Origin of the sequence: Kribbella kalugense (assembly GCF_004365875.1) — a bacterium.
GTDB classification, from domain to species: Bacteria; Actinomycetota; Actinomycetes; order Propionibacteriales; family Kribbellaceae; genus Kribbella; species Kribbella kalugense.
In genome coordinates, this window is the sequence record NZ_SODF01000003.1 from 210319 (window position 1) to 233665 (window position 23347).

The window sequence follows — 23347 nt, forward strand, 5'->3', positions numbered from 1 at the left end:
CGCGTGGCCCGCTCCGATGTAAAGGTGGAGTGACGAGCCGGCGAACGTCCGGTCGAAGCGGGCCACGACCTGGGGGTGACCGGTGCCGGATCCGATCGTCGACGAACTCCGCAGGCTCGCCGGGCCGGAGCTCTACCGGCGCAACGCATTCCGGATCAGCGGACTGCTTGCCGACGTGGACGGGCGCACCACCCGGCAGGTGTCGCAGCGGCTGCGCGCGGCGCTCGAGATGGGCGCCGACATCGACCTCGGTACGGCGACGTCGCGCGACCCGCACGAGATCCAGGCGGCCTGCGACCTCATCCTCGGCGACCCGCGCCGCCGGTTGGTCCACGAGGTGTTTGCCCCATGGGGCACGGATGTCTCCGACTGCGGCTGCCCGATCGAACTCCACAAGACCCACGACACCGCCATCAATGCGCATAGCACCGCGATCACCCGCGAGCTGACCGCCGACGCGGGTCAGGTATCACCGGACGGCGACTGGACCCGCGCCCGGCAGAACTGGAGCAAGGTCGTCGGCGCCAAAGCGCTCGCGACCCACCTCGAGTCCCGGGTCCGCGACCTGGACGACCGCCAGCTGGATCGCGAGGCAGTCAAGGAGATCCAGCGGGAGCTGCCGCGGGCATTGGCTCAGCCGGCCGTCGATCTCGCGGTCTCCGGCCCGACGCCCCGCGCCGTACGGCTGGTCTCACACGTCGGCGGGTTCCCCGGCGCGAACTCGCTGCATCGCCGGATGCTCGAAACGGCGGCGGCCCCGGTGTACGAGGACCTGGAACGTCGCCGTACCGAAATCGCCCAGCGGATCGGCGACGAGCCGACAGACCCGATCGTCGACGAGATCGAGAGCGACCTGCTGCCGCTGCTGGCGCGGCTGGACGCGTTGTTGCCGCCGGCCCAGAACCATCGGACCTCAGCCCTGCACGACCAGGTCGCCATCCTGCTGAACAACTGCGCGGTCGATCTGATGAACCGCGGCGACTCGGGCGACGGTCGCGCCGAGCGGTGGCTCGACCGGGCCGCCAGTCTCGCGCTCGATCCGCGGGAGCGCGATCTGGTCCGCGAGAACAAGGAGATGCTGGACGAGAACCAGCGGTCGATGCAGGAGTTCCGCTCGCAGGTCGACTATCTCTATCGGATGCGCGGCAAGTCCGCCGCTCAACGGCTGCTCCGGCAAGTGCGCAGTGAGACCAGGTCGACGGCGATCCGGGCCGAGATCGACCGGATGCTGGCCGCGATCTCGGCCGGCCGATCTCCCGCGTCGAACTATGTCCCGACGACGACCCCACGCCGTACCAAACCGTCCCGGCCGCCTCTTACGTCGTCCCGTCCGCCGCACCGCCGACGGGGCCGGCGGGTGCTCGCGTGGCTGATCGTGCTCGCGCTGATCGCGTTCGGTGTCTGGCATTGGTGGCCGCGGAACGCGAACCTCTACCACCAGAAGATCGCCGACAACACGCCCGCCGGGAGCTGCCTGGGCAAGCAGGACGACGGCTGGACCGCGCACCCTGACAAGCTCCGCTCCAGCGATTGCGACGACCCGCACTGGGGCGAAGTCCTCGCGTACGTGCCGATCTCGAAGGTGCCGGCGCCGTACCCCGGCGACGCCCAGGCGGACGCGCTGGCGAACTGGCAGTGCCTCGAGGCGATGATCCAGCAGGGCCTGAACCCGGCCGAGTACACCATCAACGAGGTCCACGCTCCGGCGAACTTCTGGAGCACCAGCAAGGACCGGATCGGCTACGAGAACTACGCGGCCTGCGTACTCCGTCGCCAGGACGGCGCGGAGATCCCGGCCGGCCAGGTGACGCGTCCGGACGCGAAGAAGGTGCCGAAGCCGGTGACGATGAACCTCTTCTCCGTCGACATCGCCGGTAATGCTCCGGTCGGCGCGTGCCTGCGTGATCCGATCCGCGGCAAGCTCACCAAGCCGGTGGTCGTCGTGCGCTGCAGCGAGTGGCACTGGGCGGAGATCCGCGGCTACCCGACGCTCTACCGCACCGGTCAGCCCTGGCCCGGTGACGACGCGGTCGTCGCGCGGGCGCAGACGGTCTGCGCCCGGACGATGCCCGCGGCGAAGGGCTTCACCGCGTGGGCCGGGTCGCCGGACCAGACCTGGTGGAAGGACCCGAAGCAGACGAAGTACGCCTATTGCCTGGCGCATCGCATCGACGGCAAGCCGTTCAAAGGGGCAGTGAAATGACCTGGGCCGGAGTCCGCCAATGGCGGCAGCACAAGGCATTCCGGATCGCCGCGCCGCGCTGGTCCGGGACGGAGTACGACGACCTGGACCGCTACCTGACCGAACTCGGTGAGACGGCGCGGCCGGCCGAGAGTCCGCCGGAGGACTCTTCTTTGGCCGAGGCGGCGACCAATCTCTGGCGAGCCCGCCGGAAACTTGCCCAGGGCAACGATGGTCAGGGTAAGCAGGCCGCTCGGTACCTGCGGACCTGCACTGAGGCGCTGGCCGCGGCCGGGCTCACCGTCCAGGACCACGACGGCGAGCCGTTCCACGCCGGCCGGTCGGTCGACGTACTGCTCTATTCCGACGACCCGGAGGTGACGGTGGAGACCGTCGTCGAGACGGTCCGGCCGGCCGTGTACCACCACGACCGCCGGATCCAGACCGCGCAGGTGATCGTCGCCGTACCCAGCACTCCGACTGATCGTGAGGACAGCCATGCGTGACACCATCGACATCGGCATCGACCTGGGCACCACCAACAGCGCGATCGCCCTGGCCGAGGGCGACACCGTGACGGTGATCAAGAACGTCGAGAGCCAGGACACCACGCCGTCGGCGATCTGGATGCCGCGAGCCGGTGAGATCCGGGTCGGCGCGAAGGCGCGCACCCGGGTGGAGAACGACCCGGACAACACGGCGGCCGAGTTCAAGCTCGAGATGGGACTCGCGGACGTCGCCCGCAACTTCGCCAAAGCCGGCGTCAAGCTCACTCCGCCGCAGCTGTCCGCCGAAGTGCTGAAGTCCTTGCGGGACAGCGCGACCCGGTTCCTGAACGGCGAGGCGCCGACCGCGGCAGTGATCACGGTCCCGGCCGCGTTCGCGCTGAACCAGAACAAGGCGACCGTCGAGGCGGCGACGCTGGCCGGCTTCGTTCCCGGTTCGCCGCTGCTGCAGGAACCGACCGCGGCCGCGTTCGCGTACGGCCTGCAGGACACGAGCGATCGCGCCTACTGGATGGTCTTCGACTTCGGCGGCGGGACGTTCGACGCCGCGGTGGTGAACAAGCGCGACGGCGAACTGCGGGTGCTGCACCACGCCGGCGACCCGTACCTGGGTGGCAAGTTAATCGACTGGGCGCTGGTCGAGCGGCTGCTCGCGCCGGCGGCCGCGGCGGAGTTCGGTCTGACCGACTTCCAGCGGGACAACCGGATCCACCGGCGGAACTTCGCCCGGCTGAAGGCTGCCGCCGAGGAGGCGAAGATCGCGCTCTCGGGCATCGACTCAACCTCGGTCCTGGTCGAGGTAGACACGCCAGGCGGTGATACCGAGACGTTCGACTACACGCTCACCCGGGACGCGCTCGACCGGGTCGCCGAGCCGTACTACGTCCGCGCGATCAACCTCTGCCGCGAAGCGATGCGGGAGAACGGCCTGTCGCCGGACGCGATCGACAAGCTGCTGCTGGTCGGCGGTGTGACGCTCTCCCCCGGCTTGCGTGAACGGCTCGCGGACCCGGCCGAGGGGATCGGCATCGAGCTGGAGACCCGGCTGGACCCGTCGACAGTTGTGGCCCGTGGTGCTGCGGTATTCGCCAGCACGATCCGGCATCCTGCACCACTGGCCGCAGCCCCGGCCAAGGGCGAGTACGCCGTCGAGCTCTCGTACGAGCCGGCCGTCACCACGACCACGACGACCGTGGCCGGCCGACTGCGGGCCGGACGGGATCTCGACTGGACCGGGTACTCCGTCGTGCTGGCCAACCCCGAGGGCCGGCCGCCGTTCCGGACCGCGAACATCGCGCTGAACCGGGTCGGCGCCTTCGCGACCGAGGTCGACCTGGACGAACGGCGTACGTCGCGCTTCATCATCGAGCTGATCGATCCGGCTGGTGCTCCGCAGAAACTCGTCCCGAACACGTTGTCGATCACGCATCGGACCGAGACGTTCGGCGGTGCACGGCTGGCACACTCGCTCGGCATCCAGTTGGCCGACAAGACGTTCTCGCCGTTGCTGCGCAAGGGCGCCGGTGTCCCGACGACGGCCCGCGAGATGTTCCGTACGTCGCACACGCTGCTCCGGCGGGACGACGAGGCGATGATCCGGATCCCCGTCGTACAAGGCGAACGCGCCCGAGCGACCCGGAACCGTCCCGTCGGCCAGCTGACGATCCGTCCGGTCGACCTGCGGATGGACCTGCCGTCGGGGACGGAGGTTGAGGTCACGTTCGAAGTGGACGCGTCGAACCTGGTGACGGTGGTGGCCGACGTACCGCTGATCGGGGCGCAGTTCGAGGCCGAGATCGACCTGACCTCGGTACTGACGCCGTCCTCCGACGTACTGACGCGGCAGTTGGCCGAGGCCGAGGGTCGGTTCGAGGAGCTGCAGCGGTCCGCCGAGCTGCCCGATGTGGACGATCGGCTTCGGCGTCTGGAGGCCGAGGGCACGCTGCCGACCGTTCGCGAGCAGGTGCGGGCGGCGGCCACCGATGCGGGTGCGGCGGCGACGGCTGAGGATCGGCTGCGGGACTTCCAGGCTGAGCTCGACGATATCGACGACATGGCCGAGCTTCCTCGCCGTACGCGAGAGCTGCTCGACCTGCTGGCCGAGGCCGGCGAGATGGTGCAGCAGGCCGGTGCGGTGCGCGACGAGCAGGAGCTGACCGCGCTGCGCGAGGAGGCTCAGCATGCGATCGACGACCGCGATCTCGGCGCGATCGACTCGGTCGCCGAGCGGACAGTGATCTTCATGGCGCGGCTGCATCGGCGGCAGCCCGGATGGTACGAGGACGCGTACTGGTCGGTCGTCCAGCAGCCGGGGCTGCTGCCGCCGACCGCCGAGGCCGACCGACTGGTTCGGGAGGGTCGCGAGGCGATCAACAAGCGCGACCAGCGGGAGCTGGAACGCGTTGTGCAGCAGATGATTCGGCTACTTCCGCGTGATGAGCGGGAGACATTCATCGGGCTGACGAAATGACCGCGGTCGTCACGGACGTTCGTCGGCAGGTCGCTCTTGGGCGGGCAGCGGAGAGCGCGCGACAGGGTGAGCTGGATGCGGCCGCCGCGCTGCTGGTCGAGCTCGACGAGGCGGGAGAGGCGTCGCCGGAAGTGCTGGATCTGCTGGCGCGAATCCGGGCACAGCAGAAGCGGTGGGACGAGGCGGACGCGCTGTGGGCGCGGGTGCAGGAATCGACACCCGACGACCCCGCGGCCGCGGCTGGACGGAAGACGGTCGCGGCGATCCGCGGACATCGCCGGGCCGCGCGCCCGATACTCCCGCTCCTGGCCGGCGCAACCGCGATCGTCGTGGTCGCGGGGGCGATCGTCGCCGGCATCGCAGGCGGAATCGTGGCACTCGCCGACTCCAACGAGCCGACCGCACAACCGGTAGGCCAGCCGACGCCCGGCACGACCGCAGAGCCGAGCTCGGTGCCGACCTCTGGGCCGAGCTCGGCGGCGACCTCGGGTGCGGAGGGGCGGGCGGCTGAGTTGGCTCGGCGGCTCGCGGTGCTGGAGGCGCGGCGGCTCGCGGCTGCAGCTGCGATGGCCAGCAAACTGGACGTGATCCAGCGGCAGGTCGCTGGTTCCGGTGTCGTGGTGCAGCGGCAGCCGAGTGCGGTCCGGGTGGTGTTCACCGACGGAGTGTTCACCGCCGGCACCGACCTCAGCCCGACCGGGCAAGCCGCGCTCGACGCTCTCGGCAAGCGACTCCCCGGGCTGAAGGCAACGATCACAGTCACCGGGTACTCCGTCGTCGTACCAGGTGGAAGCGGATCCGGTGGATCGCAGACGGCCCTCCTACGGGCGCGCGCCGCGACCCAGGAGCTCAGCACGACCTCCGGGCTGCCGTTGACCGCGTTCACGATGCAGTCCGGCGATCAGGCCCACCCGCCGTACCGCACCGACGCGCAGAACCGCACCGTCACTGTGACGCTGACGCCGGTGACCAACGGGTAATGCCATGATGGCCGCATGGAGCTGAAGATGTCGGCGTCGTACGACGCCACCCCTGAGGAAGTGTTCGCGATCGTCACGGACACAGCCTTCCGCGAGCAGGCCTGCGAGAAGACCAAGGCGCTGTCGTACGACGTCCAGGTGAGTACGTCGGGCGGCGACACCATCGTCCGGGTCAGCCGGAAGATGGAGGCCGTCGACATCCCCGACATGGCCCGCAAGTTCGTCGGCGACACCCTGACCGTCGTCCAGACCGAGACCTGGCACCCGGCCGCGGCCGACGGTTCGCGCCGGGCGGACGTGTCCGGCGAGATCTCGAACACGCCGGTCGTGCTGAAGGGCACCGCGAGCATCGCCAAGGCCGGGGCTCAGACCGTCCAGGCGATCGACCTCGACGTCAAGGTCGCCGTACCCCTGATCGGGAAGAAGTTGGAGCCGATCGTCGCCGACGCCATCCGCTCCGGCCTGCAGAAGGAACACGACCTCGGCCGCGAGTGGGCCAGTAAGTAGGAGTGTCGCTGCGCTGAGCGGGTCACCTCCGGTGGCAACCTGAGGAAAAGAGTTGCTCCGGAGGTGAGCCCGTTATGCGGAAGCCAGTTGTTCGTGGGAGGAAGGCTCGACACGAGCCGATCGGCGAGGACACGCAGTACTGCGTCTTCTGCGCAGGGCTGATGCCGTTCGAGCGGATCGAGGCCCCGGATCACCTGGTCGACGAGCCGGACGAGTGGATCTGCGTCCACTGCGGGTCCGCCCTCCTGGTAGACCCACCCACCCAGCAACACTCCCGGACCGCCTAACTCCCCGCGGCCGCTCGCCGAGCTCTGGGAACAAGCCCCGAGGTCTGGGCACAAGCTATTGCTTGTCGCGTGACCCCGGCGCTTGTCTCCACAATCGGTTCCGATCTACAGCGGCGGGCCGAACGCGCAGGCCACCCGGGTCGCGTGGGCCGGGTCTAGTGCGTTGGCGACTAGTTGGGCGACGGTTGGGTCGAAGGCCAGGCCGACGTGGCCGACTGGGTCCAGCGGGCAGGTGTCCTGGACGTACTCGTTCGTGACGCCGGGCTCGCGGATGAACGAGGTCTCGTGTGGCGTGACCAGCGCGTCGAAGCGCGATGCGATCACCGTGTACTTCACGCCGGGCTGGGCGATCGGGCCTGCGGTCAGCTGCTGCACCGCCGACCCGCCGACGATGAGGTTGTCGCAGGCCGGACAGCCGAACTGCTGCAGCACCTGGTCGACCAGCGCGCCCAGACCGAGGTAGCCACCGACGCTGACCAGGCCGGCGAACGTCGTACCGTGCGTCGGCGGTGCCAGGGCGACCACTTTGCCCACCTGACCGGAGTACCCGAGGACCTTCGGGCCGTAGATGCTCTGGAAGGCGCCTTCCGAGTGCCCGACGATGTCGACCTTCGCCGCGCCGGTCGACTGCCGGACGGATTGGATGAAGGTCTGGATCTCCGCCGCGGACTGAGCGATCGCGACCGTGCCGCCGACCGGGATCGAGGGCGTCGCCTGGCCATAGGTCAGGCTGAAGGCGCAGTAGCCCTTCCCCGCGAGGAACGGGCCGAGGTACGCGAAGTTGCCAGGGCCGTTACCGCCCAGGCCGTGTAACAGAACTAGCGGGTCCGGATGTGCCGCTGAGGGCTTGCACGTCCAGTCGTCGAACCCCGATGATGGCGAAGCGCTCGCGGTCGAGGCGGTAGTGGCCGAGGCGGCAAACAGCAGGCCTGCGAACAGGCCCGCCGCAACTCGGCGAAGGCGGATTGTCATGGCAGCTCCACGTCACTGTATCGTTCGGTGATCAAATGATCACGCTCAGTGGAGCACGTTCTCTGATTCGAAACAAGACCTCGTATTGGGAACCAGATCTATTGGTTACAGTCCCGGCACAAGGGGTAACGTCCAGCGCATGAGTAGGACCATACGGGGACTGGACGCGACCCAACGCCGGGCCGAACGACGCGAGCATCTGCTGGATGCGGCGCTGAAACTGTTCGCCGCCAACGGCTACCTCGGTACGTCGATCGAGCAGATCTGCAGCACGGCGTACATCGGGACGAAGAGCTTCTACGAGCTGTTCGCCAGCCGGGAGGAGTGCTACCTCGCGCTGCTGAAGCGGACCTCCGAGCGCCTGGAGGAAGAGGTCGCCGGCGCCGCGTTCCAGGCCACCGGGAACGAACGCGAGGCGGCGCCACGGATGCTGGAGACGTTCGTGCACGCGCTCGTCGACGACCCGCGGATCACCAAGGTCACCTTCGGGATGGCGTCGGGGATCTCGGAGGCGGTCGAGCGGCAGCGCCGGACGAACCGGCGCTGGGCGGCCGGCTTCCTGGTCCAGCTCTGGGACAAGTACGACGGTCCGCCGCCCGAGGAGCAGGTAGCCGTCCGGCACAGCGTGGCGATCGGCTTGATCGGCGGGATCTTCGACCTGATCTCGGACTGGCTGCTGGACGTCGACTTCAACGACCAGAACCAGGTCCAGAACCTGATCGACGACATCACCAGCTTCTACATCACCGTCCGCCGAGGCCTCGCAAGCTGACCCGTCGGCCCGCCCCACCCATCGCCTTTATGTTTTGTTTTCCTTCAGCCCTGGTGCGGGTAGCGGTAGTCCGTCGGCGGGGCGAAGGTCTCCTTCATCGAGCGCGGCGAGGCCCAGCGGATCAGGTTCCACATCGAGCCGGCCTTGTCGTTCGTACCCGACGCCCGCGCACCACCGAACGGCTGCTGCCCCACAACCGCACCAGTCGGCTTGTCATTCACGTAGAAGTTCCCCGCCGCGAACCGCAGGTAGTCAGCAGCCTCCGCGACCGCGTGCCGGTCCTGCGCGATGATCGCACCGGTCAGCCCGTACGGCGCCGAGTGCTCCATCTGCCGCATCACGGTGTCGTAGTCGGCATCGTCGTACACATGTACGCCGAGGATCGGACCGAAGTACTCGGTCGTGAAGATCTCGTCGGTCGGGTCGTCGGAGACCAGCAGCGTCGGGCGGACGAAGTACCCCTCGCTGTCGTCGTAGGTGCCACCGGCAACGACCTCGATCGAGTCGGTCGCTCCTGCCCGGTCCAGCGCTGCCTTGTGCTTGGCGAACGCGCGGTCGTCGATGACGGCGCCGATGAAGTTCGACAGGTCGGTGACGTCGCCCATGGTCAGCGAGTCGGTCTCGGCGATGATGTCGTCGCGGATCCGATCCCACACCGAGCGAGCGACGTACGCACGGGATGCGGCCGAGCACTTCTGGCCCTGGTACTCGAACGCGCCGCGAACCATCGCGGTCTTCAGCACCGCCGGGTCCGCCGACGGGTGCGCCAGGATGAAGTCCTTGCCGCCGGTCTCCCCGACCAGCCGCGGATAGGTCTTGTACGCCGAGATGTTCGTGCCGACCGTGCCCCAGAGGGACTGGAACGTCTTCGTGGACCCGGTGAAGTGGATGCCGGCCAGGTCCGGGTGGGTCAGAGCGGCCTTGCTGACCTCGATGCCGTCACCGGTGACCAGGTTGATCACGCCGGCCGGCAGGCCCGCGGCCTCGAACAGCCGCATCGTCCAGTGCGCCGCGAACTGCTGCGTCGGCGACGGCTTCCAGACCACCGTGTTGCCCATCAGCGCCGGCGCGGTCGGCAGGTTGCCGGCGATCGCGGTGAAGTTGAACGGCGTGATCGCGTAGACGAACCCCTCGAGCGGCCGGTAGTCGACCCGGTTCCACACGCCCGGGGACGAGATCGGCTGGTCGCTGACGATCTGCCGCGCGAACGCCACGTTGAACCGGAGGAAGTCGATCAGCTCACAGGCGGCGTCGATCTCGGCCTGCTGAATCGTCTTCGACTGACCGAGCATCGTGGCCGCGTTCAGGGTGTCGCGCCACGGGCCGGCCAGCAGGTCGGCTGCCTTCAGGAAGATCGCCGCGCGGTCGTCGAACGACAGCGAACGCCAGCTCGGCGCCGCCGCGAGCGCCGCGTCCACGGCCGCCTTGCCGTCGGCCTCGGTCGCGTTGCCGAGGGTGCCGAGCACCTGCGCGTGCTTGTGCGGCTGCACCACCTGGATCGGCGCGCCGCCACCGAGCTTCTGCTCGCCGCCGATCGTGCAGGTCAGGTCGATCGCGCCCGCCGCGGTGAACTCCTTGAGCTTCGCCTCCACGCTGGCGCGCTCGGACGAACCGGGCGCGTACCCCTTGACGGGCTCGTTGGCAGGCGTCGGGACGGCGGTGACGGCATCCATGGCTGTGCAGCTCCTCGATCGTGTGGTGGACCGTTACTGGGCACGCCGGGTGCGGATGGCCTGGCGTGACACCAGCATGGTGCCACGCCAGCACCGTCAACCACGAACGCGGCTGTTTACCTCCGCCAGGGCATGTGCTGGAGGGCCCAGGTGTTGCCGTCGGGGTCGGCGAACCAGGCGTAGAACACGCCGCCCAGGTCCTGGGGCTCGCTGACCTCGACGCCCCGGCCGATCAGCTCGGCGCGGGACGCCTCGATGTCCTTCACCAGCAGGTGCAGACCGCGCTGGGAGCCAGGCGCCATCGCCAGCTGCTCCATGCCGGCGGTGAGGCTGATCGAGCAGTACGAACCGGGCGGCGTGAGCTGCACGATCCGAACGCCGTCGACTGGGCTGACATCGACGTCCGCGACGAACCCACACTGCTGCACGTAGAACTGCTTGGCCCGGTCGATGTCGGTGACAGGGATCGGGATCAGCTCGAGCAGGTACGAGCCCGGTGTGACCAGGGCGTGCGTCGGGTCGACCGGGATCTCGGATTCGTCGGCGGGGACTTCGGTGCGCTCGGTCATGCGGACTTCTTCGTAGCCTTCTTGGCGGCTGCCTTCTTGGCCGGCGCCTTCTTGGCCGCGGCCTTCTTGGCGGGAGCCTTCTTAGCCGCGGCCTTCTTGGCCGGCGCTTTCTTGGCCGGCTCGGACTCAGCTGACCCTCCGCCCGCACGTCGGGCCTTGGCCGCCTCGACCGAAGCGCGCAGCGCGGCGACCAGGTCGACGACCTCGGCGCCCTCGGTCTCCTCCTCGTCGGACTCCGCCGGCAGCGGCACCCCTTCGGCCTTCGCCTCGACGACCTTCTCCAGCGCCGCGCGGTAGTTGTCGTGGTACTGGTCCGGGTCGAACTCGCCGCGCAGCGTGTCGATGTACGACGACGCCATCGCCTTCTCCTGCGACCGGATCTCGACGTCCTCCGGCGGCGCCGCGAACGACGCGTCCCGGATCTCGTCCGGCCACAGCATCACCTGCAGCACCATGATGTCGTCGACCGTCCGGAGCAGCCCCAGGCTCTCCCGCGACCGCAGCGCCACCTTGACCAGCGCGTACAGCTCGGAGCCCTCGAGCGCGTCCCGGAGCAGCACGTACGGCTTGGCGCCAGGCCCGCCGTCGGCGGCCAGGTAGTACGACTTGCCCAGATACAGCGGGTCGACCTGGTCGGCCGGCACGAACTCGAGAACGTCGATGACCTTCTTGCTGGACAGCGGCAGGTCCGCGAAGTCGTCGGAGTCGAGCACGATCATCCGGCCGTCGGGCATCTCGTAGCCCTTGCCGATGTCGGAGTACGGCACCTCTTCGCCGTCGATCGAGCAGATCCGCTTGTACTTGATCCGTCCCCCGTCGGCGACATGCACCTGACGGAACGAGATGTCCTTCTCCTCGGTCGCGGAGAACACCTTGATCGGGATCGTCACCATCCCGAACGAGATGGCACCCTTCCAGATCGCCTGCATGGCCATCAGCTCCTGTCAGTTCACCGTCAGCTCAAGCCTGCCGACCGCCCGCGGGGTCCCTCCGCGGCCAGCAGGTCCGGGATCTCTTGCGTCGCGTACCACAGCAGATCTTCACCCTCGCACGAATCCAGGGCGAAGATCGCGTTGTCGTCACCGTCCTGGGCGGCCTCCCACAGGTCGGCAGCCTTCCCGACCACCGCCGACGCCTGGGCCGCGTCGACATGCGCCGCCGCCACCAGCCGCCACGGAATGACCACATGCAGCTCCAGCCGGGCATCACCGAGCTCCACCGACCCGTCGGCCGGCGGTACGGCGCTCACCTCGGCCGCGATCACCACCCGCCTCCGTGCGGTCCCGGGATCGGCGGCCAGCAGTCCGATCGAGGCCCGGGCCGCCTGCGCCATCGCGGCGTACTCGAGCTCCTCGTCGTCACCCTCGACGTACCACTCCCGCAGGGCCGGCGTCACGGCGTACGCCGTCAGCGGGGCCGGACCGATCTCCCCAGCGTTGCACGCCACGCTCAGCAGGCGCAGCGTGGTTGGGATGTAGACCCTCATGATCCCGCCTTCTTAGTTGTACCGCGGGGTTTCTTCCGGCCCCGGGGAGCCCGGTTCCGGCTGCCCTTGGTGGTGTCGAGCAACTCGTCCAGCGCATCGGTCACACATTGGGCGAAAACAGCGAGGTCCGGCATGGCGGTGCGGTCCGCATTCAGACCGTAGTACACCTTCCCGTCGTACGACGTGACTCCGACGGACAGTCCTTGCCCGGGCATCAGCGGCACGACCGGGTACGACGCGAGCATCGGGGCACCCTGCGCGTACAGCGGGAACTGCGGACCCGGCACGTTGGTGATCACCACGTCGTCGATCGGGCGGACCGTGGTGGTCGCGACCCGGGCGGCCAGCGCGTGCAGCGTGGTCGGGGCGAACCCGGCGATCCCGACCAGCGACCGCGCGCTGACCGCGCGACCGGTGTCCTTGTGCACCTTGGTCTGGTAGGAGATCTGGTGCAGCCGCATGACCGGGGAGTTCTCGCCGACCGGGAGGTTCACGGTCGAGGCGATCACCCGGGAACCGAGCGAGGTCGGCTCCTCGTCCTCGTCGTCGCGGATGCTGACCGGGATCACCGCGCGGACGCTACGGGTCGGCCCGACGCCCTCACCGCGGGTCATCATCCAAGCCCGGAACGCACCGGCGACCACGGCGAGGATCACGTCGTTGACCGTGCCGCCGTGAGCGGCCCGGACGGTCCGGTAGTCCTCCAGGTCGGTCTGCACGGTGGTGAACCGGCGCTGGCCGGAGGTCTTCACGTGCAGTGAGCTCTCCTGCACATGACGCTGCGCGACGAGCGAGCCGACCACGTCGCCGAGCACCTCGCGGACCGACGACGAGCCGGTCAGGCTGGTCATCTCGGCGCGGGCCAGCTCCAGGACGGCGGTCGGGTGCTTGGTGGCGTCGGTGAACACGCCGGCCAGCAGCTCCAGCGCGGACGGCGGGTGCTCCGGCTGCCAGGTGTCGGTCGGTGTCTCGCGCGGGTGCGCGGTCGCGTCCAGGACGACCTGACCGATGTCGACCGTGCTGTTGCCGTCGACAAGCGCCTGGTGGGACTTCGCGATGATCGCAAACCGGTCACCTTGCAGGCCCTCGACCAGATACATCTCCCACAACGGGCGGGCCCGGTCGAGCCGCCGGGACATGATCCGGGCGACCAGCTCGAGCAGCTGCGCGTGGGTGCCGGGCCGGGGCAGGGCAGAGCGCCGTACGTGGAAGGTGATGTCGAACTCTTCGTCGTCCACCCAGACCGGTCCCGCGAACCGCCCTGGCACCTGCTGGACCCGCTGCCGGTACCGCGGCACGAACGCGATCCGGTCCCGGATCAGCGCGACCAGGCTCTCGTAGTCGAACCCCTCGTCACCGTGCACCGGCGGCTCGAAGATGTCGACCGTCCCGACGTGCATCGGGGTAGCCGGCGACTCGGCCTTGAGAAAGGTGAGGTCGAGCGACGTCAGCCGATCGGGCATCCGTTCACCTTCCTCTCTACTTGATGACTGTCTTGTCACCCTAGCGGCCGACACCGACAGTGGGCTGCGACACTGCTTGTACGGGAACACTGAGGTATCCGTGTTCGTCAGGCAAGAGGGTGTGTCCCGCACCCTGAGAAGTTCACCACCCCCTCGAAAGGCTTCTGGACCGATGCGTTCGACGCTCACTCGCGGTGCTGCCGCCGCTCTCCTGCCCACCCTCGGCATGCTGGTCCTGGCCGGCTGCGGCGGAGGCGACTCGAACAGCGGCGCGACCAGCCCGTCACCGAGCGCTCCGGCGTCGACCCCGACCCTGCCGACGGTCTCGGCCACCCCGGGCAGCCCGAACCCGAGCACCCCGTCGAACACCGCCGACCCGTCCGGCGAGCAGGCCGACGTGACCATCGACGTCACCGTTGCCAACGGCAAGGTCAACCCGAGCGGCGCGACCATCAAGGTGAAGGCCGGCCAGACGGTGCTGGTCAAGGCGATGAGCGACGCCGACGACGAGCTGCACATCCACGGCTACGACAAGGAGCTCGAGCTGAGCCCGGGCAAGCCGGTCTCGGTCAAGTTCACCGCGAACATGAAGGGCACCTTCGAGGTCGAGACCCACAAGAGCGGCAAGCTGGTCGCGAAGCTCGTCGTTTCCTGATGATGATTCCCCTTCACGGGATCGGGGGTCGTCAGGACCTGCCGGTTCCGTTCGGGCTGGCGGTGGGTGGGGCCGCGGTCGCGGTCGGCCTGTCGTTCGTCGTGCTCGGGCTGGCTTGGCGGAGTCCGAAGTACCGCGGTAACGCCTCCGGCAAACCGTTGCCTGCCGCAATCACCCGGACGGTGGACGCGAACTGGTTCCGGTGGGTCGTCCGGCTGGTCGGGCTGGCGATCTTCCTGTACGCATTGGTGTCGCTGATGTTCGGCGTGGACCGGCTGACGAACCCGATCTTCGGGTTCATCTACATCCTGGTCTGGGTCGGGCTGGTGCCGATCTCGATCGTCCTCGGCCCGGTCTGGCGGACGCTGAACCCGCTGCGGACGATCCACCTGCTGCTCTCGAAGCTGCTCCGCCAGCCGCCGTCCAAGGGTCTGCTCGAGCTCCCGTCCTGGGTCGGTCTGTGGCCGGCCGCGCTGGGCATCTTCGCGTTCACCTGGCTCGAGCTGGTCGCGCCGGATCGCGCGACGATCCCAGTGCTGCAGGCGTGGATCGCGCTGTACGTGGTGATCACGATGTTCGGGGCGATCCTGTTCGGCGACCGCTGGTTCTCGCAGGGCGATCCGTTCGAGGTGTACGCGACGCTGATGTCGCGGCTGTCGCCGTGGGGTCGCCGTACCGACGGCGCCTTGGTGGTACGCCGTCCGCTGGAGAACCTCGACGGGTTGAAGCCGCAACCCGGCCTGGTCGGCATGGTCGCGGCCTTGCTCGGCTCCACGGCGTACGACGGCTTCTCGAATTCGTCGACCTGGATCGGCTGGGCGCAGAACCAGGACGTCTCGATGACCTGGCTCGGGACGGGCGCGCTGATCGTGTTCATCCTGTTCGTGCTGGTCACGTACTCCGGCGCCACGGTGATGGCCGGGCGACTCTCGGACAGCTCGCGGACGTCGCTACCGGGGTTGTTCGCGCACTCCGTCGTACCCATCGCCTTCGGGTACGTCGTTGCGCACTACCTGACCCTGTTCATCCTGGAGGGTCAGCGGACGCTGATCTATCTGAGCGACCCGCTCAGCAACGGCGCGAATATCTTCGGCACCGGACTCCTCGCGGTGAACACCGGCATCACCAACCACAGCACGGCAATCGCAGTCACCCAGGTGCTGGCCGTCGTCTGCGGACACCTCCTCGGCGTCACCTCAGCCCACGACCGCGCGGTCGCCCTGTTCCCGCGGGCGAAAGCTCTGGCCGGTCAGCTCCCCCTGTTGATCGTCATGGTCGCCTACACCTGCGGCGGCCTACTCCTACTGTTCTCTTCCTGATGTACACCCCCGCCGACCGCTCGGCCCTCCGCGACGCACTCATCACGGAGGCTCGAGCGGACGCGCGGGTCGCCGGCGCGGCACTGACCGGATCGGCGGCAGCCGGCGCCGAGGACGAGTGGTCGGACATCGACCTGGCGCTCGGGCTGTCCGCGGACGCCGACCAGGTCGCTGTCCTCGCCGACTGGACGGCGGCTATGTACGCCGAGCACGGCGCCGTCCACCACACCGATGTCTGGTCGCGCGGGACCGTATACCGAGTGTTCCTGCTGGACTCGACGCTGCAGGTAGACATCGCGTTCGCACCGGCTGATGAATTCGGTGCGCTCGGCCCTACGTTTCAACTGCTCTTCGGCGAGCCTGTCGAGCAGCCGGCGTGGAGTCCGCCGTCGCCGGTCGACCTGATCGGGATGGGCTGGCTGTATGCGTTGCATGCACGGTCCAGCATCGCGCGGGGCAAGGTGTGGCAGGCGGAGTACATGATCAGCGGAGTGCGGGATCACGTGCTGACGCTGATCTGTTTGCGGCACGGCGTATCGCACTCGCAGGGTCGGGGGTTGCATTTGTTGCCTACGGCTACCACCGCGACGGTTGAGCCGGCGCTGGTGCGGTCGCTGGATGTGGGCGAGTTGCGACGGGCGTTCCGTGCGAGTGTCGACGTACTGCTGGACGAGGTCGCTCTGGTCGACGCCGAGCTGGGCGTCAGGCTGGGTCGGACGTTGCGGGAGCTGACGGCTTAGGCAGACCGCGGCTGGTGATCACGAGCAGGATGAACGCGATCATGCCGACGATCAGGTGGGAGTTGCCGGGAATCGACTGCCAGAAGGTCCAGCTGAGCTCGCGGTCGTCGCGGTACGGGACCCACCAGATCGAGCGCAGTACGAACAGGCCGTAGAACAGCACGCCGGTGACGACCGCCGGGTTCAGACCCCAACGGCGGTTGACGCCGCGGATCAGGCTGACGCCGAGCGGGATGATCCAGACCCAGTGGTGGCTCCACGAGATCGGCGACGCGTACAGGACCGCCAGCGCCATCACCGAGATCGCGGTGACGCGCTCGTCGGCCAGCCAGTAGCGCCGGGCCAGCCAGAGCACGAGCAGACCGAACACCACCGACAGCACGAACCAGGTCGGCTGCACCCAGCTCGCGTCGTCGCCGATCCGGTGCAGGAAGCCGTTGAAGGACTGGTTGCCGGTGTAGGCGATCCCGCCGACCCGGTTCGCGTCCAGGATCACGTCGGTCCAGTACCGCCAGGACTGGTGCGGCACGATCGCGAACCCGATCGCCATCGTTGCCAGCAGCCCCAGTACGGCGTTGCGCAGCGCCCGCCACTGCTTCGTCACGATCAGCAGCGCGAGGAACGGCAGCGGAGTCAGCTTGACGCCGATCGTCACGCCGACCCAGAACCCGCGCAGCTTGGTGTTGTTCGGCCGGACCAGGTCCAGCAGGATCATTGCGGTCAGCAACAGGTTGATCTGGCCGAACTGGATCGTCTGCCAGACCGGTTCGAGCAGCAGCGACAAGATGGTGAGCGCGATCAGTGCCGCGGTGCGCTTGCGCTGGGTGACGAACGACCAGAACGTCTTCGGCAGGCTGGTCCGCCACAGCGCGGTGATGCAGAGCACCGAGATGGTCGTCCAGGTCACCAGCGCGACGCCCCACGGTACGGCGGCCAGCGGGACCATCGCGATCGCGGCGAACGGCGGGTAGGTGAACGGCAGACCGGAGCCCGGCAGCTGCGCGTCGTACAGCGACTTGCCATGCAGCAGCACCGAGCCGCCCATCCGGTAGACGCGCAGGTCGATCATGCCGCCGAACAGGCTGCCGACCCAGGCGCCGAGCGCGACGAGTACGGCGCAGCCGACGATCGCGATGACGACGCGGCGGCTGGCCGGACGGGCTGGGGAGGAGGGAGGGGTGGTCACGGTCACGTCAGGTCGGCTCCGAACAGGGTTTCCAGCGCTCGCCGGGTCTCGTCGTACTCGGTGTGAAGAATCGCGGTCATGCCGACCGCGCGGGCGCCGTCGACGTTGAGTTGCAGGTCGTCGATGAAGACGCACTCCGACGGCTCCAAGTTCAGCCGGCGGGCGGCGAGCAGGAAGATCTCCGGCTCGGGTTTGCGCAGGCCGACCTCACCGGAGATGACGATGTCGTCGAACATCCCGTCCCAGGTGTCGCGGGGATAGGTGTTGCCCCAGGAGTTCGACAGCAGGGCGGTCTTGATCCCGCGTTCGTTGGCCCGGCGGACCAGCGCGGACATCGCCGGCTGGTGCTCGAAATGGGCGAACATCCGCTCGATCAGTCCCTCGGCCGGGACCGGCGTACCGTCGCGGCGAACCAGGATCGAGGCGAGCTTCCGCTCGAAGTCCGGTACGGCGATCTGGCCGCGCTCGAGCGCGTGGACCGGGTTCAGCTCGACCTCTGCTGTCGACTCCGACGGCAGCCATTTCAGGACCGCTTCCAGGTAGGAGTCGAAGTCGAAATCGTCCAGCTCCGCCCAGCGCCGGAGCGCCGGTTCCAGTCCCGAGGTGAGCACGCCGCCCCAGTCCACCAGCAGACCACGCGGCAGCACCCGCACCTCAACCATGCCCGCAAGCCTACTCAGCACAGGCTCGCCCTAACGCTGCCGACCCTCCTCATCACCCGCCGTAGCCGGGCGGTGTCAGTGGTTGTACTCGATGCTGACGTCGCCTGAGGAGGTCTTGGCCTTGAGGGTGCGAGTCGAGTTCGGATCGATCTTCACCGTGGCCGACTCGTCGCCGGAAGAGGTGTCGGTGTCCACCTTGTACGTCTCGTCGCCGGACGGGATCCGGATCGACACGTCGCCCGAGCTCGCCTCCGCCTCGACGGACTGCGGCGCGACGGTGAAGTCGAGCGATGAGCTGCCGGAACTGGTGTTGCTCGTCACCGAGGTTGCGGTCAGCCCGTCTGCCTCGATGTCACCGGAGCTCGCCTCCAGCTGCAGCGGTCCGCCGACATCGTGCACCGCGATGTCACCCGAGCTGGTCTTCAGGTCCGCGCCACCCTCGAAGCCGGACAGCGTCAGGTTTCCACTGCTGCTCTCGACCGTCAGCTTGAGGTCCCGCGGCACCGTCAGCACGTAGCTGGTCTTGCAGCCGAACGCCAGGAAACCGCAACCGCCGCTGTTCAGCTCGAGCTTGCCGCCGTCCTCGTGGTACTTCTCCTTCGGGTCCGAGCCGAAGATGTTCCGGGAGAAATGCCGCTCGACCTTCACGTCGGTCCCGTCGCCCGGCTTGACCTCGACCGTCGCCGAGCCGCCCTTGACCACCAGCGAGTCGCCGTGGACCGCGTAGCTGTCCTGGCTGCTCTTGGCGCCGTCGGTCAGCCCGGTGAGCGCCCAGTACAACCCGCCGAGGATGAGGGCGACCGAGATGGCGATCCCGTACCGCCGCTCGGTGCTCATCGACCTCGTAGGCCGGCCTTGGACATCGGACATGACGCTCCCTGAAGTACGGGTCGAAGTACAGCCAACCCTGGCACATCACCGACCCGTTGTCGGTGGGGTTATCCCCCGGCTCCCCACCTACTCGACCCTGAGTCCGCTCGGTTCTCAGGCGGGCGCGAGGTCCTTGACCACCGAGGTTGCGAGCTGCTGGAAGGCTTTGCGGAGCTTGCTGGACTTAGCGGCCTCGGACAGGCTGCGCCCGTGCGACATCGCCGTGTCGACCGCATTCAAGTCGTACGGCAACAGGGCAGCCGGCTGGATCCCGGCGTACTGCGCGAGTGCCTCGGCGGCGGCCTCGCCCGGTGAACTGCCGAGCGCCCCGGAACGGAGCCGGTTGACGACCACGCGCACGGTGACCGAGGGTGCGACGGTCTGCAGCTCGTGGACGGCCCGGATCAACCGGGTCAGCCCGACCGGATCCGCCGTACCGACAATGATCACCTCGTCGGCCTCCTCCAGCGTCGCCACCGTCGCGCCGTTGCGCCGCGGGGCGAGCGAGTCGAACGAGATCTCCTCGTCGGTCTCGATGCAGAACCCGACGTCCACCACCGTGGCCGGGGCCAGCGTCCGCGCCGACGACCAGATCGACTCGATCGCCGCCGGGCGCAGTTCGGTCCACCGGTCGGCCCGGCTGAGGCCGGTCAGCACCAGCAGATGCGGATTCACCTGCCGGGCGTGCTTCGCGAGCATGACCATGTCGAGCGCACCGTTCGACGCCGACCGCGCCGCGGCGGCCAGCCCGGAGGTCTCGTCGAGCATCCCGAGCATCTGCGCCACGGTCCCGCCGTACACATCGGCGTCGGCGAGCAGGGTCGGCACGCCCTTGGCCGACAGCTCGGACGCGAGGTTGACGGCGACCGTCGTCCGCCCCGGCGCGCCGGTCGGCCCCCAGACCGCGATCAGCCGACCTGCGCCCTGGGAGTACGGCGGCGGCTCGTGGTGCGGATTCTCCGGAGTGAGCGGCACGAATCCGCCGGCGAACTGCGCGGTCGAGATCGGTGGGCCTGCGTCGATGGCATCGGTGACCGCGCGAGCGAGGTCAGCCGGACTGACGTCGGCGGGCAGGATCCGCTCGATGCCCATCCGGCTGAGCCGTTCCTCGGTACCTAACGGCGCACCGGTCTCGGCCGGGTCGACCAAGGCGAGCACGGCGATCCCGCGCGCGTGCAGCGCGGCGACCACGTCGGACGACAGGCGCGCCAGGACGTCGGCCAGCAACACCGCCCGAGCCTGCCCGCTCGCGGCGGCCGCCATCACATCGGCGACGTCGACACAGCGCCGTACCACCCGGATCCCGGGCGCCCGCTCGGCCCGGCGTACGACCTCTGCCTCCCAGGACGCACCGGTCACGGCCAGCAGGACTGGGATCGACATCAGCCGTCCTTCCGGACCAGGGTCGGCTCGCCAGCACCGATCGCGGTCAGAGCGGCCGGGATCCGGGGCAGGTCGGCCGACGTGAGCCCGACCAGGACCTGTCGCCGACCCGTGCCGCCCGCGACGCCCTTGACCGAGTCGATCTGCAGCACACGGACGCTGCTCCACAGCGGCCTCGCGGGCTGTCCCTCTTCCTTGGGCACGACCCAGACGTCCACGATGTCGCCGATCGCGGTGTCGGACGGCAGGTGGCCGGTCGCGACCGACAGCGGCAGCTCGGTGCGGTCCTGGTCGGACTTGGGGACGGCGGCATCCTTCGGCACGAACTCGCCCTGACCGACCTCGCGGCCGACGACCAGGCCCTTCACGTCGAAGTCTGCAGCGAGGTACTTCCCGGAGTCGTCACCGCTGGTGAAGCGGACCCGGACTGTGGTCAGGTCGTCGTCGGTCAGCGGTACGCCGACCTTGAGGTCGTGCTTGGCCGCCCAGATCGTGGTGGTGTCGTCGGCGGACGACAGCAGCTTGGCGCCGGCCAGCGCGGTGACGGCGACGAGCAGCACGCCGAGGACCAGGCGGCCGTCCTTCCACCGCGCCTTCCGGTTGCGCTGGGCCGGGGCGGACGGCGCCCCGAATCCGCTTCGCACAGCTGTGTCGACCACGTCGTCTCCCAGTCAATCGTTCGTTCTCGGGCGACATTCTGCCTGGTCGCGGATCGCACCGTGCACGGTCATCCACAGGCTGTGACGACCTGGGGACAAACCGGCTCGTTCGTTCGCCAACCGTGGCAAACTGAAGGAACCAGACACTATGAGAAGGAGCACGACGGATGCCGGGTCCCCGATTCCTCCAGCTCGCGGACGTCGCCGAGGTCCTCAACATCTCCGCCAACCAGGTCTATGCGCTGGTCCGCCGCGGTGACATCCCCGCGGTCAAGATCGGCGGCCGCGGCCAGTGGCGGGTCGAGGCGACCGAGCTGGAGAAGTACATCGAGCGGCTGTACAGCGAGACCAAGAACTTCATCGACGCCCACCCCTTCGGCGAAGAAGCCGAGACCCCCGAAGACGCACAGCTGTAGGACTCGCCGCCCGGCGAGCTGGCGCCGGGCCGCGACTGCCGACCGCACCCCCGCACTCACGACGGCCAACGCCCTCCCCGCGCCTTCCCGCGCCGCGCCTTCCCGGCGCCCCGCATGCCCGCACCCGCCCGCGCGCCGCCTCGCCGCGCCTCGCCGCGCCTCGCCCGCCCGCCTCGCCTGCCCGCGCCGCGCTTGGCGCGCGAACCCTCCAAGTCAGGGGGCATCCCCTCAGTTGGAGGGTTGCCCACTGAGAATCTGAGGGGGCAACCCTCCAACTGAGTGGGCAACCCCAGGACGACCAGGGCGGGTTCAGCGGCGGCGGAGGGCTCGTAGGGCTTGGGTGGGGACGAGGCGGACGTTGTAGACCTCGGTACGGCGGCGTGGCGCGTCGAGCGGGTGCTCCGCGATCTCCACGAAGTCGGCGCCGACCCGGTCGATGGTGCCGGTGACGGGCCCGCCGCCACTGCAGAACAGCGTGACCGGTGAGCGGTCCCGCGCGATTCCCCGCAGCAGATGGGCGAGCCCGAGCTTGCCCTCGACGGCTCCGACGGCCGGCTCGGCCCACGGTCCCAGCCGGTGTACGGCGACCAGCGCGTCGACCGGGATGAGCCACTCTTCGTAGCGCTCGGTCTCGAGCAGCAGGCAGTCCTTCCCGACCCGGCTCAACAGCCCGCGAACGGGATCGACGTCGTTCACTTCGACGCGTACGACGGTGTCGACGGCGCCCCGGAGCCGGTCGAGCACGGTGATCTTGCCGACCTCGGTCCGGATCCGGTCGGCCACTTCGCCGTACAGATCGGTCTCCTGGAGCGCCTCGAACTGTGACTCCAGGTCCGCGAACAACGCATCCCACCGCATGACCGCGAACCTACCGGTCCCGGGTACCGCTGCGCCGGTCGACCGTCACCGTCCGCTGCAGAAACCCACGCTGCGTGCGTTAAGGACTTGCAAAGCTGCCCTAGAACCGGTCTATAGTGGTCAAACCGAAGCAAACTAACGCAAACTCATAGGTCGGGGGCGAAGCGGGATGAACGCGATGATCCGGGCGCTGAAGGGCACTCTCGCGGTGCTCGCGCTGGCCGGCCTCGGCCTGCTGCTGCGGTGGATGACGGCCGGGTCGATCAGCGGCGTGAGGACGTACGACCTGGACACGCTGACCGTGCTCGCGGTCGGGACGGTCGCCTGGATCGCGTACGGGTGGCTGGCTCTCGCGGTCGTGACCACGGTGCTGGAGCAGCTGCCCGGCGTGGTCGGCGCACTGGCCGGTGCGGTGGCAAGCCGAATCACGACGAAGACCGCCCGAGCCCTCCTCCGCTCCGGCCTGGGAGTCGCAGCCGTCACACCCCTAACCGTCGGCGTCGCCCACGCCACCCCCGGCGACACCTCCCACGTCCTCCACCTGAACCAGACCGCCCCCGCCCCCAAACTCCCCAACACCACCCACCCAGCCACCGAACCCCACTCCACCATCCAGCTCGGCACCACCAACTACCGCGCCACGGAGCCCCACTCACGCGTGGAAATCGGCGGCAGCCACACCGCCCCGCAACAGGCCGCAGACACCAACTACCGGGCCACCGAACCTCGCTC

General features: G+C 68.8%; 24 protein-coding genes. 12 read left to right on the plus strand and 12 right to left on the minus strand.

Features of this window, described 5'->3' with window-relative positions; translation table 11 throughout:
• Window positions 1-82 precede the first annotated feature (82 nt).
• The 6 genes from EV650_RS32290 (at window position 83) to EV650_RS32315 (ending at window position 6932) form a co-directional block, all read left to right on the plus strand.
• Complete coding sequence (locus EV650_RS32290) at window positions 83-2203, plus strand: septum formation family protein (RefSeq protein ID WP_134122959.1); 2121 nt, start codon at window positions 83-85, stop codon at window positions 2201-2203.
• On the plus strand, window positions 2200-2688 hold the full coding sequence (locus EV650_RS32295; RefSeq protein WP_134122960.1) for a hypothetical protein: 489 nt from the start codon (window positions 2200-2202) through the stop codon (window positions 2686-2688). The genes EV650_RS32290 and EV650_RS32295 overlap by 4 nt, the downstream gene beginning before the upstream one ends.
• Window positions 2681-5158, plus strand: coding sequence for an Hsp70 family protein (locus EV650_RS32300; RefSeq protein ID WP_134122961.1), 2478 nt, complete (start codon window positions 2681-2683; stop codon window positions 5156-5158). Before EV650_RS32295 ends, EV650_RS32300 begins: the two co-directional genes overlap by 8 nt.
• The gene (locus tag EV650_RS32305; RefSeq protein ID WP_134122962.1) at window positions 5155-6138 is read left to right on the plus strand and encodes a hypothetical protein; all 984 of its coding nucleotides are present in this window, start codon (window positions 5155-5157) and stop codon (window positions 6136-6138) included. Before EV650_RS32300 ends, EV650_RS32305 begins: the two co-directional genes overlap by 4 nt.
• 15 nt (window positions 6139-6153) lie before the next feature.
• On the plus strand, window positions 6154-6645 hold the full coding sequence (locus EV650_RS32310; RefSeq protein WP_134122963.1) for a DUF2505 domain-containing protein: 492 nt from the start codon (window positions 6154-6156) through the stop codon (window positions 6643-6645).
• A gap of 74 nt (window positions 6646-6719) precedes the next feature.
• Window positions 6720-6932, plus strand: a complete 213-nt coding sequence (locus tag EV650_RS32315) for a hypothetical protein (protein WP_134122964.1) — start codon at window positions 6720-6722, stop codon at window positions 6930-6932.
• A 105-nt stretch (window positions 6933-7037) separates the two neighbouring features.
• On the opposite strand, the gene EV650_RS32320 is transcribed toward EV650_RS32315, so the two are convergent.
• Entirely contained in the window at window positions 7038-7904 is an 867-nt protein-coding gene (locus EV650_RS32320) for an esterase/lipase family protein (protein WP_134122965.1), read from the minus strand.
• 139 nt (window positions 7905-8043) lie between these two features.
• Here EV650_RS32320 and EV650_RS32325 point away from each other — a divergent pair, with 139 nt between their 5' ends.
• Window positions 8044-8676 (plus strand): TetR/AcrR family transcriptional regulator, encoded by a 633-nt coding sequence (locus tag EV650_RS32325; protein WP_134122966.1) that lies wholly within the window; start codon window positions 8044-8046, stop codon window positions 8674-8676.
• A gap of 44 nt (window positions 8677-8720) precedes the next feature.
• Here the strand turns inward: EV650_RS32325 and pruA are convergent, their stop codons facing one another.
• The 5 genes from pruA to EV650_RS32350 form a co-directional block, all read right to left on the minus strand.
• Entirely contained in the window at window positions 8721-10349 is a 1629-nt protein-coding gene (pruA, locus tag EV650_RS32330; protein WP_134122967.1) for an L-glutamate gamma-semialdehyde dehydrogenase, read from the minus strand.
• A 116-nt stretch (window positions 10350-10465) separates the two neighbouring features.
• Window positions 10466-10918, minus strand: coding sequence for a VOC family protein (locus tag EV650_RS32335; RefSeq protein WP_238174616.1), 453 nt, complete (start codon window positions 10916-10918; stop codon window positions 10466-10468).
• Window positions 10915-11847, minus strand: coding sequence for a non-homologous end joining protein Ku (ku, locus tag EV650_RS32340; protein WP_134122968.1), 933 nt, complete (start codon window positions 11845-11847; stop codon window positions 10915-10917). Before ku ends, EV650_RS32335 begins: the two co-directional genes overlap by 4 nt.
• Before the next feature lie 26 nt (window positions 11848-11873).
• A complete protein-coding gene (locus tag EV650_RS32345) occupies window positions 11874-12404 on the minus strand; it encodes a DUF6912 family protein (RefSeq protein ID WP_134122969.1) in 531 nt (176 codons plus the stop codon).
• Entirely contained in the window at window positions 12401-13867 is a 1467-nt protein-coding gene (locus tag EV650_RS32350) for a WS/DGAT/MGAT family O-acyltransferase (RefSeq protein ID WP_134122970.1), read from the minus strand. The genes EV650_RS32345 and EV650_RS32350 overlap by 4 nt, the downstream gene beginning before the upstream one ends.
• A gap of 172 nt (window positions 13868-14039) precedes the next feature.
• Here EV650_RS32350 and EV650_RS32355 point away from each other — a divergent pair, with 172 nt between their 5' ends.
• From EV650_RS32355 to EV650_RS32365, 3 genes are read left to right on the plus strand one after another with little or no spacing between them, the layout of a single operon-like run.
• Window positions 14040-14522 (plus strand): cupredoxin domain-containing protein, encoded by a 483-nt coding sequence (locus tag EV650_RS32355; protein WP_134122971.1) that lies wholly within the window; start codon window positions 14040-14042, stop codon window positions 14520-14522.
• Window positions 14522-15841 (plus strand): hypothetical protein, encoded by a 1320-nt coding sequence (locus tag EV650_RS32360; RefSeq protein ID WP_134122972.1) that lies wholly within the window; start codon window positions 14522-14524, stop codon window positions 15839-15841. Before EV650_RS32355 ends, EV650_RS32360 begins: the two co-directional genes overlap by 1 nt.
• Window positions 15841-16581: a nucleotidyltransferase domain-containing protein gene (locus tag EV650_RS32365; RefSeq protein ID WP_134122973.1), complete on the plus strand. Its 741-nt coding sequence runs from the start codon at window positions 15841-15843 to the stop codon at window positions 16579-16581. Before EV650_RS32360 ends, EV650_RS32365 begins: the two co-directional genes overlap by 1 nt.
• On the opposite strand, the gene EV650_RS32370 is transcribed toward EV650_RS32365, so the two are convergent.
• The 5 genes from EV650_RS32370 to EV650_RS32390 all read right to left on the minus strand — a co-directional run bounded on the left by EV650_RS32370 (window position 16544) and on the right by EV650_RS32390 (window position 21341).
• Window positions 16544-17773, minus strand: a complete 1230-nt coding sequence (locus tag EV650_RS32370) for a glycosyltransferase 87 family protein (RefSeq protein WP_238174617.1) — start codon at window positions 17771-17773, stop codon at window positions 16544-16546. The genes EV650_RS32365 and EV650_RS32370 overlap by 38 nt on opposite strands.
• Window positions 17770-18429, minus strand: coding sequence for an HAD family hydrolase (locus EV650_RS32375; protein WP_134122974.1), 660 nt, complete (start codon window positions 18427-18429; stop codon window positions 17770-17772). Before EV650_RS32375 ends, EV650_RS32370 begins: the two co-directional genes overlap by 4 nt.
• Window positions 18430-18504: 75 nt before the next feature.
• Complete coding sequence (locus EV650_RS32380; RefSeq protein ID WP_238174618.1) at window positions 18505-19266, minus strand: DUF4097 family beta strand repeat-containing protein; 762 nt, start codon at window positions 19264-19266, stop codon at window positions 18505-18507.
• A 147-nt stretch (window positions 19267-19413) separates the two neighbouring features.
• On the minus strand, window positions 19414-20682 hold the full coding sequence (locus tag EV650_RS32385) for a CpaE/TadZ family protein (RefSeq protein WP_134122976.1): 1269 nt from the start codon (window positions 20680-20682) through the stop codon (window positions 19414-19416).
• Window positions 20682-21341, minus strand: coding sequence for a CpaB family protein (locus EV650_RS32390; protein ID WP_134122977.1), 660 nt, complete (start codon window positions 21339-21341; stop codon window positions 20682-20684). Before EV650_RS32390 ends, EV650_RS32385 begins: the two co-directional genes overlap by 1 nt.
• Window positions 21342-21508: 167 nt before the next feature.
• Here EV650_RS32390 and EV650_RS32395 point away from each other — a divergent pair, with 167 nt between their 5' ends.
• Window positions 21509-21757 (plus strand): helix-turn-helix domain-containing protein, encoded by a 249-nt coding sequence (locus EV650_RS32395; protein ID WP_134122978.1) that lies wholly within the window; start codon window positions 21509-21511, stop codon window positions 21755-21757.
• A 309-nt stretch (window positions 21758-22066) separates the two neighbouring features.
• Here EV650_RS32395 and EV650_RS32400 read toward each other — a convergent pair whose 3' ends face one another.
• On the minus strand, window positions 22067-22615 hold the full coding sequence (locus tag EV650_RS32400; RefSeq protein WP_134122979.1) for a hypothetical protein: 549 nt from the start codon (window positions 22613-22615) through the stop codon (window positions 22067-22069).
• A gap of 169 nt (window positions 22616-22784) precedes the next feature.
• Here EV650_RS32400 and EV650_RS40520 point away from each other — a divergent pair.
• Window positions 22785-23347: hypothetical protein (locus EV650_RS40520; protein ID WP_202875136.1), on the plus strand; the 563-nt coding region annotated here is incomplete at its 3' end.